This window comes from Sphingomonas sp. ID0503, from assembly GCF_048565625.1.
GTDB lineage: Bacteria > Pseudomonadota > Alphaproteobacteria > Sphingomonadales > Sphingomonadaceae > JBLZUR01.
In genome coordinates this window covers 943029-959926 of sequence record NZ_JBLZUR010000002.1, presented here as the reverse complement: position 1 = coordinate 959926, position 16898 = coordinate 943029, and the positions used below count along the sequence as shown (strand labels likewise).

The following is a 16898-nucleotide window of genomic DNA, read 5'->3' as shown; positions in this document are numbered from 1 at the left end:
GAGCCGGAACCTGAAAGTTTCCGATCGCTTCATCGGTGACCAGAAGGGAGGCAGCCGATGGCAACGACGATCGAAAAACCCAGCACACCGGTCAGTCCCTATCTTCTCGCACTCAGGGACACGCTGAACTCCGACGGGAAAGCGCTCGCGCAGTTCGAGACTGGCGAGCTGCAGGTCGAGGTTCGGGCCGCTCGTGACTCCATCTTCGCCATCGTCCGGCGCCCTGATCGCGGCGGACTTGCGCTCCGCCTGGCTTTTCTGGCGGCGCCATTCGCGTGCAAGTCGCTGCGCTGCGGATCGGGGGAAGCCGCGCGGGTGGAGGTCACCAGCAATTCGGGCAAGCACCTGATCACCTTCTTCAAGAGCAAGGAGGCGCTTGAACGACTGCGCGTGCTGGTCGAGTTCACACCGTCCGCCACGATGACGCTGCCCTTCGTACCGCGCGACCTCTACCCGCTGGACAACGAGAACGACCCGTTGAAGTCGGACGGCAATGTCGAGGCGGCGCAGCGTGGCCATAATGCCGGCATGCTCTACTTCCGCATCGACGAGCCGGCGTTCGGCAACGTGCTTTACCTCCAGAACCTGACCTCGCTGAACGACTATTTCCGCGCAACCGGCACCACACCCGACGGCGTCGTTGGCGGCGAGTGGCCCGAGCTTGGCTACCTTCCCCCTACTCCTGCACGGGACGCAGATACCGCTGAAGTCTGCCTGCAGCCGGGTCAGCCCGTGATCCTGTCCGACGTGATCCTCGTCTTCCGGCATGAGGCACCTCCGCATGAGCGGGAGTCCGCCCGACAGTTCGTCCAGATGCTCGGTGCCGCCTACAAGATGCTGGAGCAGCCGCCGGTCCAATATCGCGACTGGGTCGATCGTGCCGAACGCGCGGCGCGAGACCTCGCGGAAGCGCCAGAGGCGACCATCCGCCATTATGGCAACCTCTACGTCCACCCGTACACGGCGGCGGAATATCCCGACATCATGGTGCAGATGTCGGTGATCTCCGCCCTTCACAGCTGGGGCACCTGGCGCGGTGAGCCTCATCCGCTCGAAGCCGCGCTGAAGAAGGGATTGCGCAAATTCTACGATCCCGAGCTGGGTACGCTGCGGCGCTATCTGCCGAATGTCGGGAAGGACAAGGACGCCGATGCCGTCGATAGCTGGTACCTTTACCACCCGCTTCTAAACCTCGGCATCCTTGCGCTGGATGGTGATGAGGGTGCGCGCGCCCTCTTCATGGACTCGCTCGGTTTCGGCATTCGGGCGGCGCACCACTTCGACTACAAATGGCCAGTCCAGTACAAGGTTACGGACTTTTCGGTGATCGAGGAGACCGCACCCGCGGATGGCAGGGGCCAGACCGACGTCGGCGGAATCTACGCGTGGGTCATGCTTCAGGCATTCGAACTGACCGGCGACAAGCTCTATCTCGATGAGGCGAAGGCCGCGATCGAAGCGGCGCTCGGCCTGCGCTTCAACATCAACTATCAGGCCAATCTGACAGCCTGGGGCGCGGCGGCGTGTATGCGTCTGTGGCGGATCACCAACCGCGACGTCTATCTGGAACAGAGCTATGTCTACCTCGGCAGCTTTCTCCACAACACTGTCATCTGGGACAGCCAGATCGGCCATGCCGAACACTATGAAACGTTCTTGGGCGTCACCTGCCTGCAGGATGCGCCCTACATGGCAATGTACGAGTGCTTCGACAGCTTCGTTGCCTTTGAGCAGTATCTGAACGACGGCGGGCCGGACCTGGAACCGGAAGCGCGAATGCTGGTCAGCGAATACTGCAAGTATGTGCTGTCCCGCGCCTGGTACTACTACCCGGACGCTCTACCGTCAGAAGCAATCGCGGACAAGCAGCGCGAGGCTAATGGACATATCGACCCAAAGCTGTCCTTCCCGCTGGAGGATCTCTATCCCGACGGTCAGCAGGCCGGTCAGGTCGGGCAAGAAGTCTACGGGGCCGGCGCCGCCTTCATCTTCGCCTCCCGCGCCTTCCACAATGTCGACGGCGCGCCGTTCCGCCTGTATTGCGACTATCTGGTCCGCAGCATCGAGCGGACCGGAGACCGTGCGCTGACGCTCTCGTTGGATGGCGGCGATACATGCACGGCCAATCTACGCCTGGTCCGGCTCAAGCGGCGCAAGCTGACCAAAACGACGCTGACAACGGACGGGGGCGACGTGATTCGTCCGCACGAAACCTCCGAAGACCGCATCGACTATCATGCGCCCGCCAATGGGCGGCTCGTCATCACCTGGGAGTGAGCATGGCCATCGAGCACACGGACCTTGCGGGCAAGCGCATCCTCCTGACCGGCGGCACCACGGGCATCGGGCGCGCCACCCTCAACCTCCTTGTCGGTGAGGGCGCACGCGTCCTCACCTTCGGCCGCCATGAGAAGGAGTTGAACAACGCGCTCTCGGCAGCGGAAGGCAGCGGCGAGGCCATCGGGATCGCGGCCGATTCCGCGACTGCGGACGGAATCAGCAAGGTCTTCGCAAGCGTGGACGAGAAGCTCGGCGGGATCGACATGCTTGTGGCCTGCGCCGCACTCGGTGCCGAGCCGATTCACGAGATGGCAGAGCGGGACTGGCGCTATGTGATCGAGACCAATCTCGTCGGCTATCTCGCCTGCGCGAAGGCCGCGATCGAGCGGATGGAGCGTCAGGGTAGCGGCCACCTGCTGTTCGTCGGATCGATCAGCACCGACATCAAGGCGGAGGGTGAAAGCGTCTATTCCGCCACGAAAGCGGGCGTTCAGGCCTTCGCGGAAACCCTGCGCAAGGAAATCGCGGACAAGAACATCAAGGTCAGCGTCGTGCAGCCCGGCTCTGTCGATACCGACATGCAGGAATGCAGCGAGGAGGAGAAGCGCGAGGCCGTCGCCCGGCACCAGATGCTGCAGGCTGAGGAGATCGCCGAAGCCATCCAGTTCATCCTGACCCGATCGCAGGCAAGCGATGTCGTCAACCTGCGGATCGAGCCGCGCATCCAGAAGACCAGCTGAGCGATGAAGGCTGCACTCAAGACCGCCGAAGGTACGTTCGAAATCACCGAGGCTGAGCGGCCGATCATCCCCGCGCCAAACTTCGTCCTCGCCCGCGTCCGCGTTGCCGGCATCTGCGGCACGGACCTGCGCCATTGGAAGAAGCATGAGCCAGAGCTCGAATGCCACATCATGGGGCATGAACTCGCGGGCGAAGTCGTGGAGGTTGGCGAGGCCGTCACCAATGTGAGACCGGGAGATCGCGTCGTCATCGAAACGGTGATGGGCGACGGCATATGCGATTATTGCCGCATCCAGCGCTATAACATCTGCGAACACCTGTACGACGTTCGGACCAAATACGTGTCGCGCGCTTATGCCGAGTATGTCGCAGGTCCGGCCGAGAAGTTCTACAAGCTGCCCGATCATGTGAGCTTCGAGGAGGCGTCGCTGATCGACACCTTCTCGGTCTGCCTCCACGCGCAGCATCTGTCCGCGCTCGGAATCAACGACAAGGTGGCGGTGATCGGCGCCGGACCGATCGGCCTTGCTCAGATGATGCTGGCGAAAGCGAGCGGTGCGGATGTCATCATCTGCGACAAGGTGCAGAGCTCGTTGGACCTTGCCAGGGAACTCGGGGCCGATGCGGTCGTGAATGCCGCAGACGCGGATCGGATCGAGAGGGTGAAGGCGTTTACCGGCGGACGCGGCGCCGACATCGTGTTCGAATGTGCCGGCGGTGAGTCGATGCCGCAGACCCTGCCCCAGGCGACCAAGATGGTGCGTCGTGGTGGCAAGGTGGTCATCGTCGGCGGCTTCGATGCCGGCGAACTCGCCATCCCGCTTGAGTGGCAACGGATCCAGATGTCCGAGATCAAGCTGATCCCCAGCGCCAGCTTCGCCATGCACGACATCTATCGTGAGCAAGGCATGGTCCTCGACCTGATCGCGAAAGGCCGCATCGACGTGAAGAAGATGATCACCCACCGCTTCCCGCTCGACCAGATCAACGAGGCGTTCGACGTGGCCGACCGAAAGGAAGAGACGGGCGCGGTGTTCGTGGCGATCACCATATGAGCGCGACATCGATCCTGCAGGACAAGCGGGTCCTGATCACCGGTGGCGCGGGCGGTGTGGGGCGAGCGGTGGCAGCCCGCATGCTGGATGCGGGTGCGCAGGTCCTCATCACCGATCGTCCGCAGGCGGATGTCGCCGGCGCGGTGGAAGCGCTGGGCGGTGGAGAAAGGGTGAAGGCGTTTCCTGCCGACCTCTCCACCAGCGCCGGCGTTGCCGACCTCTTCGAAGCTGTCGACCAACAGCTCGGCGGTTTGGAACTGCTGGTCGCCTGTGCAGGCGTGGGCTCCGGTCCACTGATGGAAATGGACGATGCGGGCTGGCGATACGTGCTGGAAAGCAATCTCGCGAGCTATGTCGCCTGCACACAGGCGGCGATCGAGCGCATCCGGGCGGGCGGAAGCGATGAGGGTATGATCATCCTGGTGGGCTCGATCAGCGTTCACATCAAAGCGGTCGGCGAAAGCGTTTACAATGCAGCGAAGGGCGGTGTGGCGTCCTTCGCGGAGACGCTGCGCAAGGAACTGATGCCCGAGCGCATAAGATTGACCCTTATAGAGCCGGGAGCGATTGGCTCGGCGATGCAGCCCTTTTCACCTGAAGAGCGCAGCCGGTTAGTCGAAGAGTACCAGCTGCTCCCTCCGGCCGAGGTGGCGGATGCGATCATGTATGCGGCGACGCGGCCACCTGGTGTCGATGTCGTGACATTGCGGATCGAGCCGCTTCACCAGAAGATCTACTGACCGGGCCGGCCTTCACTTAAATGGCGCTTCTAGGTCGGATCGCGATCACGAGGTCCGCAGCCACCGGTCCGACTGATAGGTCGAGGAACTCGTTCATCGCAGCCTTTTCGACCTGGCGAACGACGGAGCCTTTCACCGTGTCGTAGATCGAAGCGACATAGTCGCCTTCGTTCAAGCCAGGGATCTGCACCCTCGCTGGCCGAGCTGCGTCATACGCCAGCAAGGTGCCGTCGCCTGCGGTACGATCCGTCCGGACCAGCCAGACGACCGCCTGCTTCTCGTCGCCGCAGCCGACCGCCGCCACGCCCGGATCGTCGCAGCGAAGCTCCTCAGTCAGATTGCGTCGGCGGAAGCGCGTCCAGTCGATCAGGGGAATGAAACCGGCGAGCGCCTTCTGTGCCTGCCTCATGCCGGGGGTCAGCACATGCGGATGACGGTTCGGCCAACGCATTCCGCCGCCGGCACCGCCGCTTGCCAGATGCGCCCACTGGATGTGGCGGAAATACTCGTCGTCGAACGCCGCAGGAAGCGTACGCTTGCGGTCCTTGAAGCTGTGAATCGGCCCGTGCTCGGAGTCAAAGACGGGGCGTTCGCATCCGGCCTCGCGCACCGCAGTGCGCATTAGGCGTGCGACCGACAGCGCTGGGGTGACGGTGTCACGCGGGTCATCGATGGTGCCTTTTTCGTAGAGATGCGTGTTGGCGAAATCGAGCTCGGGGTGCCGGAAGATCGTCTCCACCAACGCCGGATGGCGGATCAACTCCGGGCCGAAGACAGAGACGGTCTGAAGGTTGGCGAAACCACGTCTCTCCATCTCCCGTGCCCGAAGCCACCCCGAAAGATCATCGATAAACGGTGCTGCTGCTCCAGCGTCGTCACCGCCATGAGCCGGGTGGATCTCGTTCCACAGATCCCAGGCGAACAGCGCCGGACTGCCACCCCAGCGATCGCTGGCGAAGGCCAGCCGGTTCTTGATCGCATCCCGCGTCTCCGGGCAGGTCAGCCAGCTGCGCCGGCTCGTGCAAATGCCGCCATTGGCGCGGTTATAGGGATGGTGCCGCCACCGGATCCACATGAAGAACGTGTCGTAGGGGGTGAGCAGGACGCGCATGCCGACCCGCTCCAGCAACATGAACAGGTCGTCCCAGAGCCGCACCATGTTCGGCATGAAGCGCCCGACCGGTCGTTCCAGGTACCGGTTCTCACCATGGCAATATTCCAGCATCAGCCGGATGCAGGTGACGCCGTGATCTCTCAGCCAGATCAGATGCCGTTCGACCGTCGGCAGATCGCGCCTCCGGAAGAGCGGGGCGAGTTCCGGCCAGGTGATCGCGTCGTTATGACCGATCGGCGTCCACGGCCTGCCGTCCTCGGTTTGGAAGTATGGTTGCCCGGAGCAGACGCGAACCCGGGACATCAACGGAGCGGGTGGGTCGACGCGGAGGAACACGAGAGCGCGTTAGCGGCCGGATCGAGGTGCGACCACTACGTTTTTCGGCTGATAAGCGGCTTTTCGCCTCAGGCAGCGTACTGCCGACCCTTGAGAAGATCCGCGTTGAAGCCGGCGGCGAACTCTCGAATTGCAAGGTCGAGCACACCAAGGCCCGCCCCCCGCTCGGTCCGCAGCGCGGCGAAGCGAGGCCGCCGTGCCGCGAACCCCAACTCGCTGGCAGGAACCTCCTCTAAGCCTGTCCATGATGAATTGACCGCCGCGGCAACCCGACGCGCGAACTCAGCCCAGCTAAGGGCATCGGCATTGGCAAGATGCCAAATGCCCTCCTCTCCGTCGATCAGCAGGTCGAGCGCGGTCGCCGTCAACTGCGGCACATAGGTCGGGCTGATGACGAGATCGGCGGCGGCTCGGAACGCCTCTCCCCGGGCGGCCGCATTCGCCACGGCGTGGGCGAAGTTGTAGATGTCGAAGGGCGAGAAGAAGGCCGCCGCGCGGATCACCAGATGCCGGCCGGACTGAACCAGCACGCCCTCCTCCATACGCGCTTTGCTGTCGCCGTAGACGTTCAGCGGCGATGTCGCGTCGCGTTCCACATAGGGTTCGCTCTTGTCACCACCGAAGACGAGATCACTGGAAAAGTTCATCGTCGGAATGCCCCGCACCGAACAGGCTCCGGCGAGTTGGATTGGCCCGGTCGTATTCGCGGTCAGGCAAGCTTCCGCCTCTGTTTCCGCTTCATCGACGCGGACCCAGCCCGCCGCGTTGATCACGGCCCAGGGCCGATGTTCGTCCAGCGCGCGCGTAATGCTGGCCGGATCGCGCAAGTCGATCTCGCTTCGGCCGGTCAGCCGATAAGGGATGTTACGGAGATCACAGGCGCCAGCGAATGCCTGGCCGAGCGTTCCGGTCGCCCCGATAATCATCAGCGGCGCAGGACTCAATTCAGCTAACAGCGGGGCAGTGCGGTGGGCCGACAGCGGCGCCGGGCGATGGACAATCGGGTGCTCCAATCGGATTGGCCGACACCACCAGCCGGCACGCGTGGCAAGCGGCGGACGTGGCGCGGCTTGTGGCAAGCCGCGAACGAGAGCTGCGAGTGCTGTAAGACGCGGTCTGCCGCTGCTGACGTCGAAGACACCCGGCTCGTAGACGCCGGAGCCAGTCAGAAGCGTGTTCCAGTCCGAGCTGCCGAGGAGCGCCCAGATTGTCACCGCTTCTATCGGAACCCCATCGCGCCTCAATCTCGACGCGGTGTCCCAGGCCTCGGCGATCCAGCGCACCTGCTCCTCGCGCGAGCAGCCGTTGTGAACTTCCGTAAGGGCGATCGGGATGCGGTACCGCTCTGACGCTTCCCGCAGGACGCCTTCAAGGCCTGGCGGAGGCGGTTCGAGAACGCGGACAGCCTCGACATCGGCGTATCGCTGCCGCTCGTTTCCGCCCTGAAGATGCGCGGGGTAGCGATGGAGCCGATGATCGAGAAAACGATCGCTGGTCAGGTAGTGGTTCACCCCGATCACGTCGGGCGGACAAGGCGCGTCCGCGATCGCCGCCAAGCGGGCCTCCAGCCCGAATCGGCAGATATGCGACCAGAGCGGATGCTGCGGCGTCACCCGACCGCAGAGCAGATCCCAGCCGACCCAGCGGCGAATATTGTCGAAAGCGGCCTGTCCCCTCACCTCCGCCGTGGCGAAGGTGCGGCCGAGATCGTCTGTCTGGATGAGCCGCGCGGCGGGGTTCATTTCACGGACGGCGGCCATGGACAGCCGCACCGCGTCGATCTGGTTCAGCAGCGCGCGCCAGAACGCACCTTCCTCGCGGACGTGGGGATACCAATGGCCGTACAGCGCGGAGAAGCGGGCGGTGGTCAGCGGCTCATTGACCGGTGTCCAATCCTCGATCCATGGATATCGCGCCATCACCCGCCGCGCATGATCGGCTAAGCCCGGCGCGAAGCCTTCATCGTCCAGCAGGTTCGTATAGGATGGCCCGCTTCCGTGGTGAACCAAACCGGCGATCACGCGGATGCCCAACGCTCTTAGCCTCTCCAGACGCGCGTCGATCCACATCCAGTCCTGCTCGTTGGATGAGGCCGGGGAGACGCGTTCCCAAAGTATCGGGTAGCGGAGCGCCTTGATGCCGAGGTCAGCGAAAAGGTCGAGATCCTCGATGCGATCGAAATGCCCGGCGCGCGCAAACTGATCGACATAACGGTCGCCGATGCGGTTCACCGTGCATTCTGGCCCACCCCAGAGTTCCAGATCATGGTGCGGCATCGCCAGTCAATTGCCGGTCATAAGTTCTGTTCCTTCGACCAAGACGCCAACTGCACTTCGAAGACAATTCTCAAATAACATGGATCAACATATTGAAAGTTTTACATTATCGGAACCGCGGAGGATGCCGCATGTTGCACTTGTTCATCAAGGAGCAAGAATCCGCAATGTCAGAGCGTCGCAGCGACATCTCCGCCCTATTTGTCGAAGAAGGCAGGACGACCAAGGGCACGCTGCTGTGCTTCAGCCACCTGCGATGGAATTTCGTCTTTCAGCGGCCGCAACATCTAATGACCCGCTTCGCGCGCGAATGGCGCGTACTTTTCTGGGAAGAGCCGATCTACGGCTCCGAAGCGCCGGCAGTCGATATCGCCACCTGCGCGGAGAGCGGCGTCACCGTCGTCACGCCAAGGCTGCCGAACGGATTGAGCAGGGATGCCGAATTGATGGCCCTCCGCAGTCTTCTGGACGAGGCGATCGGATCGAAGCCGGAGCGGCCAGTCCTTCGATGGTACTACACGCCGATGATGCTCCCCTTTTCCGAGCACGTCGCAACCGACTGCATCGTCTATGACTGCATGGACGAACTCGCAAACTTCAAGGGCGCACCGCCGGAACTGCTTCCGCTCGAACAACGGCTGATGTCTCAGGCCGACCTCGTCTTCACCGGCGGATACAGCCTCTATGAGGCGAAGCGCGACCGCCACGGCGCGATCCACCCTTTCCCTTCGAGCGTCGATGTCGACCATTTCGCCGCCGCCCGCTTCGGTGGTGCGGAGCCGCAAGATCAGGCGGACATCCGGGGTCCGCGCCTCGGATTCTACGGCGTCGTCGACGAGCGGATGGATCTCGCGCTGCTGGCCGAGATCGCCGACGCGCGGCCGGACTGGTCGCTGGTCATCGTCGGGCCTGTGGTGAAGATCGATCCGCGCGATCTGCCGCAGCGGCCCAACATCCACTATCTCGGCGGCAAGCAATATGCCGAGCTTCCCGCCTATCTTCGCGGATGGGACGTTGCGCTGATGCCCTTCGCCATCAACGAGGCGACGCGCTTCATCAGCCCAACGAAGACCCCCGAATATCTCGCAGGCGGCTGTCCGGTGGTCTCGACGCCGATCACCGACGTAATCAGGCACTATGGTGTAGTGGCGGCGGTCAGGATCGCCGACACCCCCGCGGCCTTCATCGCTGCCTGCGATGAGGCGCTAAGCCTCCGCCATGAGCGCGACTGGCTGGGCGAGGTTGATTGCATGCTGAAGGCCGGCAGCTGGGACCGCACCTTTGACCAGATGAGTGCGCTCATCTGGACCGCCGTCGAGACCAGCGCGCACGTTCACCCGATCGTCTCGCCCGTTGTCTGGACCGGCGATCGGCCACAGCCCTATGACGCGATGGTGGTCGGCGCGGGCTTTGCGGGTGCGGTCATGGCAGAGCGGCTGGCGGTGGACGCGGGCAAGCGCGTGCTCGTGGTCGATCGCCGCCCGCATATTGCCGGCAACGCTTTCGACCGGCTGGACGATGCGGGCGTGCTGATCCACCAATATGGTCCGCACATCTTCCACACCAATTCGGCGGATGTGTTCGACTATCTATCGCGCTTCACCGAGTGGCGCAGCTACGAGCATCGCGTGCTCGCCGATGTCGACGGCAAGCTGGTGCCGATGCCGATCAACCGCACCACGCTGAACCTGCTCTACGGTCTCGACCTGGCGAACGAAGAAGAGGCGGCCACCTTCCTTGCCGCTCGGGCCGAGCCGGTCGATGTCGTGCGGACCTCGGCGGACGTGGTGATCTCCGCGATCGGGCGAGAACTCTACGAGACCTTCTTCCAGGGCTACACGCGAAAGCAATGGGGCATGGACCCGTCCGAGCTGGACAAGTCCGTTACCTCGCGCGTGCCGACGCGGACCAACACGGACGATCGCTACTTCACCGACAAGTACCAGGCGATGCCGAAGGAAGGCTTCACCAGCATGTTCGCGCGGATGCTGGATCATCCGAACATCGACTTGCTGCTCGGCGTCGATTTCTGCGAGGTACGGGATGCCTACCCGCACCGCCACCTCATCTTCACCGGCCCGATCGATGAGTATTTCGGCTTCTGCTATGGCAAGCTGCCCTACCGCTCGCTCAGGTTCCGCCACGAGACGATCGACGCGCCGCGCCATCAGCCGGTCGCGGTGGTGAACTACCCCTCGGAAAGCGTGCCCTATACGCGGATTGCCGAATACAAGCACCTGACCGGTCAGGATGCGCCGAAGACCAGCATCACCTACGAATACCCGAGCGTCGAGGGTGATCCCTACTACCCGATCCCGCGCGCGGAGAACCAGGCGCTGTACAAGCGATATGAGGCGCTGGCGCTCGCTTTGCCTGACGTCAGCTTCGTCGGCCGGCTCGCCACCTATCGCTACTACAACATGGACCAGGTGGTCGGGCAGGCGTTGGCAACCTACCGCCGGCTCGCCGCGCGGTGGACCGATCAGGAGCCGCGCGTCGCATTGGGCTCGGAGATCCGCATCGCGAAGGTGGCCTAAAGCCGGCACATGCCGAAAAAAGGAAGAGCTGCCCAATACGGGCGGCCCTTCTTCGTACCGGCCCCGATGAGCCTTCTTACTGTTGGTAGTTCGTCACCGGCGTCGGTTCCGGATCCTGAAGCGCTTGGGCGCTCAGGAAGATGAAGAGCACTGCCGCGATCCCGCTGGAGATCACAGCCACCCGTTTGGTCCCGCGGCCGCCACGATGACGCAGTGATAGGATGAAAAACAACAGGCTGACCAGCGCACCGACGATGCCGACGATCAGCGCACCCTCCGCGCCGCCGGACTGCGCCCCGCCGCTGCGGTCAAGCAGAAGCGTCGGGAAAATTGCGAGCGAGATCAGCGCCGCGACCAGTGCCGCCAGGCTAAGCGCGACCGGCAGTATCGAAGAATGCGTTTCCGGTGACCGCATTGTCATACTCAACTCCACGACTGTGCCGCTGACGGATATATCCGATCCAGCGAAACAAGCGACCACGCAGCGAGCGTTGCCCGCCGCGCCGGCCGTCTCATCTATTTACATGCTGGCGTGGCCCGCATGATCGCTCGACTTGCCGGCCTGGAGTTTGGTCACGGCGGCAATGTGCTTCTTGATGATCGGAATGGCCGTCCGCGCGGTCGCCTTCAGCGGTGCCTTATCACCCTCCTTGGCATAGCTCTGGTGCAGGTCCAGCGCCGCCTGATGCGCCGGCAACTGCTGGCCGAGATAGAGACGGTCGAAGTCGGGGGTCGAGGCTGTCTGCAGTTCCGTGATCGATGCGGTCGCGCCGCCCAGCGCCGGCGGCGGCGGGGTCAGGCCCGCCTTCTGCGCTGCCTTGACGGTCGCGGCCGTCGTCTTCTGGTGATGGTCGATCAGCATCTGCGCGAACTTGCGCACGTCCGGGTTCTGCGACTTCTCCAACGCGATCTGGCTGGAGTTGATCTCGTAGAGATCGCTCATGCCGGCAGCGGTGACATAGGGCAGCGCCTGCATCTTGGCCTCGGCCGGCGGGGGCGGCGGCGGGGTCTGCGCGAAGAGCGGGGTGGCGGCGGTAAGAGCGAGGGTGAAGGCAATCGTACGCAGCATGTAACTCTCCTGCTGATGTCCGCCCGCGAACAGTTGGCGTCGTCCCTGGTTCCGCCACGCGGCAACAACTCGGCAAGATAAAGCCGCTTCTTCCGAGATTTGCGGACCCGCATGAAATGCCGGGTGTTGACCGTTCGCGGCTGCGCCTGCTGGGCGCGGCTGCGACGATGAAGAGGAGAGAGACAATGGCTCAGAAAGGTGCCGGTGGCAATCCGGGCGCAATTACGAAGAAGGGCGGTGACGACGCCTCCGGCAGCACCGGAACCGGTCGCGGCGGCGGCGGCAAGAGCGGGAATTCCGGCAAGAAGGGATGAATTCAGTGGCGGTCGGCCCGTGAGGCCGGCCGCCACTTACTCCTCAGGCGTTAGTCTTGACGCTTCGGCAGTATGCTGATGCCGCCATTATGCTCAGCGACGACCGGTTCGACCTCGTCCATGCTCCGCCGGCCGCCCTGGCGCACTTCCGTCACGATGTCGCGTTGCGCCATGTGGAGCGATCGTAATGCCTGCTCGTCCCAAGCGCCGTCGCGGAACACCACTGTCGGCGCGCCCTCCATCTAGAGGCCGATATACGGCCATCGCCGCTTGGCGGCGGCGATGACGGTGTGGAGCAGGCTGAAGGTCTCGAGTGAGATGAGCATGGCGGAGATCGATCGGTCTTCCCCCAGGATCGCCTGCACACCAACGCCGCCGAAGACGAAGATCAGGACGAGGTCCATCGGTGTTGCCGAGCGAAGCACGCGACGGCTGGTGGTCCGAATGACGAACAGCAGGACGAAGTAGACGATGGTGGCGCGAATGACGGTGTCCATGTCAGGGCCAGACGATCTGCCGGACGGCCACGCTTTCGCCATCCACCTGGATGACGCCCCGAAGAATACCCGCCTTCTCCGGCTTGCCGCCGACCTCGATCACGGAGCTGCCCTCACCACCGCGTACAAAGACGTAGTCCTGACCGCGCACATCACTCCGATTACCCACCGGCTGGGGTCACAGGGATTGGATACCAAGCCCATCGGCTGTCGCTCGGTCGATACGGACGACAAAGGTCGGAGAGGGACGGGCCGACGTCGATGCGTGATTTCTCCGGCGCACGCGCACGGGCAAACCGCCGATAATCGATCGTGACTGAGCGATCTTCGGTCTGCGCTGAGGCCTTGGCCAGCGGCCCGGACCCGAACACCCCCGCTAACGCGGCAAGGACGAGAACCGCGAAGACGCTGAACAGGATGGTCTGCAGCCTGCGCCAACGGCGTTCGAAGCCGGATGCTCGCCGAGTTCGAGGTCGGCGCCCGTGGCAGAAAGAGAGGGCACGGCTCAGCCAAGCGGCTGAAGATAGCGCGAAACCTCATGCCGGAAACGCTCAGCCAATGCCGCCTGGTGACTGGACGGCACCTCTTCCTGAAGCTCGAGGAACCAGCTGCTTTCCTCCTGGTACATGTGATGCGTCACGGCGCCGCGAATATGTTCGAGCTTATCGATATAGTCCTGCGACATCGGCTCGATCTTCTCCAGCAATGCCAATTGCACCTTGGTCATTGCCTGTTCTTCATAGGCGAGCGAGGCGTGCGCCTTGTGGCCGCTATCCGCCACTTCCGGATAGAGGATCGTCTCCTCCGCATTCGCATGGGCGGTAAGGAGGTCGGCAAGCCGGCGGGTCGCACGGCGGCGACTTTCAGCGTCGGACGCCTGGTGGACGTCGGCGAAGGCAGCTTCGATCGCCTCATGCTGGTCGATCACCTCGGCAAGCCAACTACCGACCAGGGCGCGCGATCGCGCCTCGCGCCGCGCCTCCATGCGGGTCTCTTCGCTTTCGGGCGGCGTGATCGCAGCGACGATCCGGTCGAGGAATGACATTCGGCATCTCCTTGGGCGGGCCGTCAGAATGTTCGCCCGTGAGCAGGGTTCCAAGTAAAAGTCAGCCACTTACATTGATCAGGCAAGATCGGAGGCGGAACACGCGACAAACCCTGTCGTTTGCCGAAGATGAAGATCCATTATTTGCGCTGCGGCACCGATTGCCCCTTCGGAGGACCGCTGTTCGACGGCTTCAGCAAGAGCGTGTTCGGCCTGATTCCCTGCGCCGTGCAACTGATCGAGACGAGCGACGGCCTTGTTCTCGTCGACACCGGCTATGGCAGCGAGGATGTCCGCCACCCGCATCCGCGCCTCAGTAAATTCCTCCGCGGCCTGCTCAACATCCGCTTTCGTGCCGAAGAGACCGCCATTCACCAGATCCGGCAGCTTGGTTTTGATCCTAAGGACGTGCGGCACATCGTCCTCACCCATCTCGACTTCGATCACGCCGGGGGGCTTGAGGATTTCCCGCAGGCGCGCGTGCATGTCTTGGAGGCCGAGCGCGATGCCGCCGAGCACAAGCGGCGCGGGTTTATCAGCAAGCGCCGCTACCGCCCTGCGCAATGGGAGGATGTCCGCGATTGGCGCACCTACGCACGAGGGGGCGAGCGTTGGTTCGGCTTCGACAGGGTATCTCAGCTGGACGGGCTTTCGCCCGAAATCCTGATGGTTCCCTTGCCCGGTCACACTTGGGGTCACGCTGGGGTTGCGGTACGCACCGCCGATGGATGGGTGCTGAACGCCGGTGACGCCTACTTTTATCGGCGCGAACTCGACACTGACCGGCGACGCTGCACGCCCGGACTGCGCTTCTACCAGAACCTGATGGAGGTCGACCGTGTCGCGCGCTTCCAGAACCAGTACCGCCTGCGCGATCTAAAACGCGCACACGGCGGTGAAGTCACCATCTTCTGCTCGCACGACCAGCTTGAGCTGGAAGCGATGCAGCGCACGCCACCCATATCTCGCTGACCGACCAAAGCGCGCGACGGTATCATCCGTCGACGCTTCTACAAGCCCGGTGAAAATGGCTGCATGGGGGTACTGACGCTATTGCCAGCCCAGGTGTTTGATCCCGGGGTTTGCAGCTACTCCGGCGCGGAGACCGGTATCGGTTCGCGGGACGATCGAAGCGCGTGCCAGGCGTAGAGGGCGCAGCCGCTCCAGATGAGGCCGAAGGCAATGAGTTCGACCGTTCGGAGCGGCTCACCGAAGAGGAGCACCGCTTCCAGGAACTGCAGCGTCGGCGCTATGTACTGCAGCAGCCCCATCGTCGTATAGCGCAGCCGGCGCGCGGCCGAGGCGAACATGAGGAGGGGCACCGCGGTGATCGCGCCGGCGGCGATCAGCAGCAGGTCGAGCGTGCGATCATGCCCGAAGGCGCCCTGCCCGCTCGCGTCGGTGTGAAGCACGAGCGCAAGACAGAGCGGCGCCAGCAACAGCGTCTCAACGGTCAGCCCGCCGAGCGCATCGATCGCCACCATCTTACGGATAAGCCCATAGGTGCCGAACGACAAAGCAAGCGCGAGAGGGATCCAGAGCGAGCCACCGCGCGCGAGCGACATGACCGCGACACCTGCCACCGCAAGCCCGATCGCGGCCAGCTGCCCCCGCCCAATCCGCTCGCGCAACACGGTCATGCCCAGCACCACATTGACGATGGGATTGAGGAAGTAGCCGAGGCTCGCCTCCAGGACATGCCCGTTCAGCACCGCCCAGATATACACCAGCCAGTTCACGGCGATCAGCGCGGCGGACGCGCAGAGGAGAAGGAGGGTGCGTCCGCGCGCCGCCGCCATCACCGCCCGACCGCGCCTCAGCAATAGGACCAGCCCGACCAGCAGCAGGACCGACCACAAGACGCGGTGCGAGAGAACCTGAAGAGCCGGAACGCCGTGCAGCAGTTTCAGGTAGAGCGGCAGCAGTCCCCACAATGTGTAGGCGCCGACCCCCAGCAACAGTCCGGTCCGATGCTTCGTTTCCATGCCTCCGCGATGCCGCACTTGGCGGTAGGAGGGCAAGCCGTGCTTCTCAGCCGCGGAACAGAGGCGTTGGTCGACCCTTCACGCCGGCGTCGACCTCGAACAGCGCGCCGTCTTCGGGATGAGGCGTGAGGCCGATCGTGGCGGAGGTGACGAACATCCGGTCGAGGTTCTCGCCTGCGAAGGTGACGTTGGTCACCTGACGCGCGGGAAGCGCGATCGAGCGGACGAGCGTGCCTTGCGTGTCGAAGCGGCTGATCCGGCCGCCGCCCCAATGCGCGATCCAGAGGTGATCCTCGGCGTCGACGGTCATGCCGTCGGGATAGCCGTCCGCCTCCTCGAAGCGGATGAAGGGCACGCGTTCGGTGATGCCGCCGCTCTCATCGCGTGCGAAGCGATAGACGGTCCGCTGGGCGGTGTCGCTGTGATAGAGCCAGCGGCCGTCGCCCGAAAAAGCGGGGCCGTTGGGAACACCGTAGTCGCGATCCATCGCCTGCCAGCTGAGGTCGGGCGCGAGGCGGTATAGCGTGCCGCAGGCGTTTTCCTCCGCCGTGTCCATCGTGCCGCACCAGATATGGCCCGACACGTCGGCCTTACCGTCGTTCATGCGGCTGCCCGGTAGATGCGGCTCGGGATCGGCGATGGGCGTGATCGACAGCGGATCGACGGTCAGCGCGGCAAACCCGCTCTTCAGGCCGGCGATGAAGCCGCCCTGCTCCCGCTCGACCAGCCAGCCCACCGGCTCCGGCATGGCCCAGCGATCGATGCGGCCATCTGTCAGCGACAGGCGGTTGATGGCGGGCGCGAGGATGTCGACCCAGTAGAGCGCGTTCTGGCGGGCGCACCAGAGCGTTCCCTCGCCCAGCACATCGCGCTCCACACGATCAACGATCCGCCACTCCGCCATTGCCG

The 16898-nt window shown here is 63.8% G+C and carries 17 protein-coding genes; 7 read left to right on the top strand and 10 right to left on the bottom strand.

The window, feature by feature from the left end; translation table 11 throughout:
* Positions 1 to 57: 57 nt before the first annotated feature.
* Genes ACM608_RS05560 through ACM608_RS05545 form a run of 4 tightly spaced genes read left to right on the top strand, consistent with a single transcriptional unit; the run spans position 58 to position 4816 of the window.
* Positions 58 to 2277: a hypothetical protein gene (locus ACM608_RS05560; protein ID WP_419682263.1), complete on the top strand. Its 2220-nt coding sequence runs from the start codon at positions 58 to 60 to the stop codon at positions 2275 to 2277.
* Positions 2278 to 2279: 2 nt separating this feature from the next.
* Complete coding sequence (locus ACM608_RS05555) at positions 2280 to 3020, top strand: SDR family oxidoreductase (RefSeq protein ID WP_419682262.1); 741 nt, start codon at positions 2280 to 2282, stop codon at positions 3018 to 3020.
* Between the two features lie 3 nt (positions 3021 to 3023).
* Positions 3024 to 4076, top strand: a complete 1053-nt coding sequence (locus ACM608_RS05550) for a zinc-dependent alcohol dehydrogenase (protein ID WP_419682261.1) — start codon at positions 3024 to 3026, stop codon at positions 4074 to 4076.
* The gene (locus ACM608_RS05545; protein ID WP_419682260.1) at positions 4073 to 4816 is read left to right on the top strand and encodes an SDR family oxidoreductase; all 744 of its coding nucleotides are present in this window, start codon (positions 4073 to 4075) and stop codon (positions 4814 to 4816) included. Before ACM608_RS05550 ends, ACM608_RS05545 begins: the two co-directional genes overlap by 4 nt.
* A gap of 16 nt (positions 4817 to 4832) precedes the next feature.
* On the opposite strand, the gene ACM608_RS05540 is transcribed toward ACM608_RS05545, so the two are convergent.
* Together ACM608_RS05540 and ACM608_RS05535 are read right to left on the bottom strand one after the other, a co-directional pair.
* Complete coding sequence (locus ACM608_RS05540) at positions 4833 to 6233, bottom strand: hypothetical protein (protein ID WP_419682259.1); 1401 nt, start codon at positions 6231 to 6233, stop codon at positions 4833 to 4835.
* Positions 6234 to 6334: 101 nt separating this feature from the next.
* Positions 6335 to 8542 (bottom strand): family 1 glycosylhydrolase, encoded by a 2208-nt coding sequence (locus tag ACM608_RS05535; protein ID WP_419682258.1) that lies wholly within the window; start codon positions 8540 to 8542, stop codon positions 6335 to 6337.
* Between the two features lie 167 nt (positions 8543 to 8709).
* Between ACM608_RS05535 and glf the strand changes: the two genes are divergently transcribed.
* Positions 8710 to 11079: a UDP-galactopyranose mutase gene (glf, locus tag ACM608_RS05530; protein ID WP_419682257.1), complete on the top strand. Its 2370-nt coding sequence runs from the start codon at positions 8710 to 8712 to the stop codon at positions 11077 to 11079.
* A 76-nt stretch (positions 11080 to 11155) separates the two neighbouring features.
* On the opposite strand, the gene ACM608_RS05525 is transcribed toward glf, so the two are convergent.
* Positions 11156 to 11500, bottom strand: a complete 345-nt coding sequence (locus ACM608_RS05525) for a hypothetical protein (protein ID WP_419682256.1) — start codon at positions 11498 to 11500, stop codon at positions 11156 to 11158.
* Positions 11501 to 11599: 99 nt separating this feature from the next.
* Positions 11600 to 12148 carry a DUF4142 domain-containing protein gene (locus ACM608_RS05520; RefSeq protein WP_419682255.1) on the bottom strand — a complete coding sequence of 183 codons (549 nt, stop codon included), beginning with the start codon at positions 12146 to 12148 and terminating at the stop codon, positions 11600 to 11602.
* Positions 12149 to 12333: 185 nt separating this feature from the next.
* Between ACM608_RS05520 and ACM608_RS05515 the strand changes: the two genes are divergently transcribed.
* Complete coding sequence (locus ACM608_RS05515) at positions 12334 to 12462, top strand: hypothetical protein (RefSeq protein ID WP_419682254.1); 129 nt, start codon at positions 12334 to 12336, stop codon at positions 12460 to 12462.
* Positions 12463 to 12512: 50 nt separating this feature from the next.
* On the opposite strand, the gene ACM608_RS05510 is transcribed toward ACM608_RS05515, so the two are convergent.
* From ACM608_RS05510 to ACM608_RS05495, 4 genes are all read right to left on the bottom strand, one after another.
* Positions 12513 to 12704 carry a YetF domain-containing protein gene (locus ACM608_RS05510; protein WP_419682253.1) on the bottom strand — a complete coding sequence of 64 codons (192 nt, stop codon included), beginning with the start codon at positions 12702 to 12704 and terminating at the stop codon, positions 12513 to 12515.
* On the bottom strand, positions 12705 to 12959 hold the full coding sequence (locus tag ACM608_RS05505) for a hypothetical protein (RefSeq protein ID WP_419682252.1): 255 nt from the start codon (positions 12957 to 12959) through the stop codon (positions 12705 to 12707).
* A 1-nt stretch (position 12960) separates the two neighbouring features.
* Positions 12961 to 13128, bottom strand: a complete 168-nt coding sequence (locus tag ACM608_RS05500; protein WP_419682251.1) for a hypothetical protein — start codon at positions 13126 to 13128, stop codon at positions 12961 to 12963.
* Between the two features lie 336 nt (positions 13129 to 13464).
* Positions 13465 to 14004, bottom strand: a complete 540-nt coding sequence (locus ACM608_RS05495) for a hemerythrin domain-containing protein (protein ID WP_419682250.1) — start codon at positions 14002 to 14004, stop codon at positions 13465 to 13467.
* Positions 14005 to 14133: 129 nt separating this feature from the next.
* Here ACM608_RS05495 and ACM608_RS05490 point away from each other — a divergent pair, with 129 nt between their 5' ends.
* Positions 14134 to 14976, top strand: coding sequence for an MBL fold metallo-hydrolase (locus ACM608_RS05490; RefSeq protein WP_419682249.1), 843 nt, complete (start codon positions 14134 to 14136; stop codon positions 14974 to 14976).
* Positions 14977 to 15092: 116 nt separating this feature from the next.
* Here the strand turns inward: ACM608_RS05490 and rarD are convergent, their stop codons facing one another.
* Both rarD and ACM608_RS05480 read right to left on the bottom strand, forming a co-directional pair.
* On the bottom strand, positions 15093 to 15989 hold the full coding sequence (gene rarD, locus ACM608_RS05485) for an EamA family transporter RarD (RefSeq protein ID WP_419682248.1): 897 nt from the start codon (positions 15987 to 15989) through the stop codon (positions 15093 to 15095).
* Between the two features lie 46 nt (positions 15990 to 16035).
* The gene (locus tag ACM608_RS05480) at positions 16036 to 16893 is read right to left on the bottom strand and encodes an SMP-30/gluconolactonase/LRE family protein (RefSeq protein WP_419682247.1); all 858 of its coding nucleotides are present in this window, start codon (positions 16891 to 16893) and stop codon (positions 16036 to 16038) included.
* Positions 16894 to 16898: the final 5 nt, after the last annotated feature.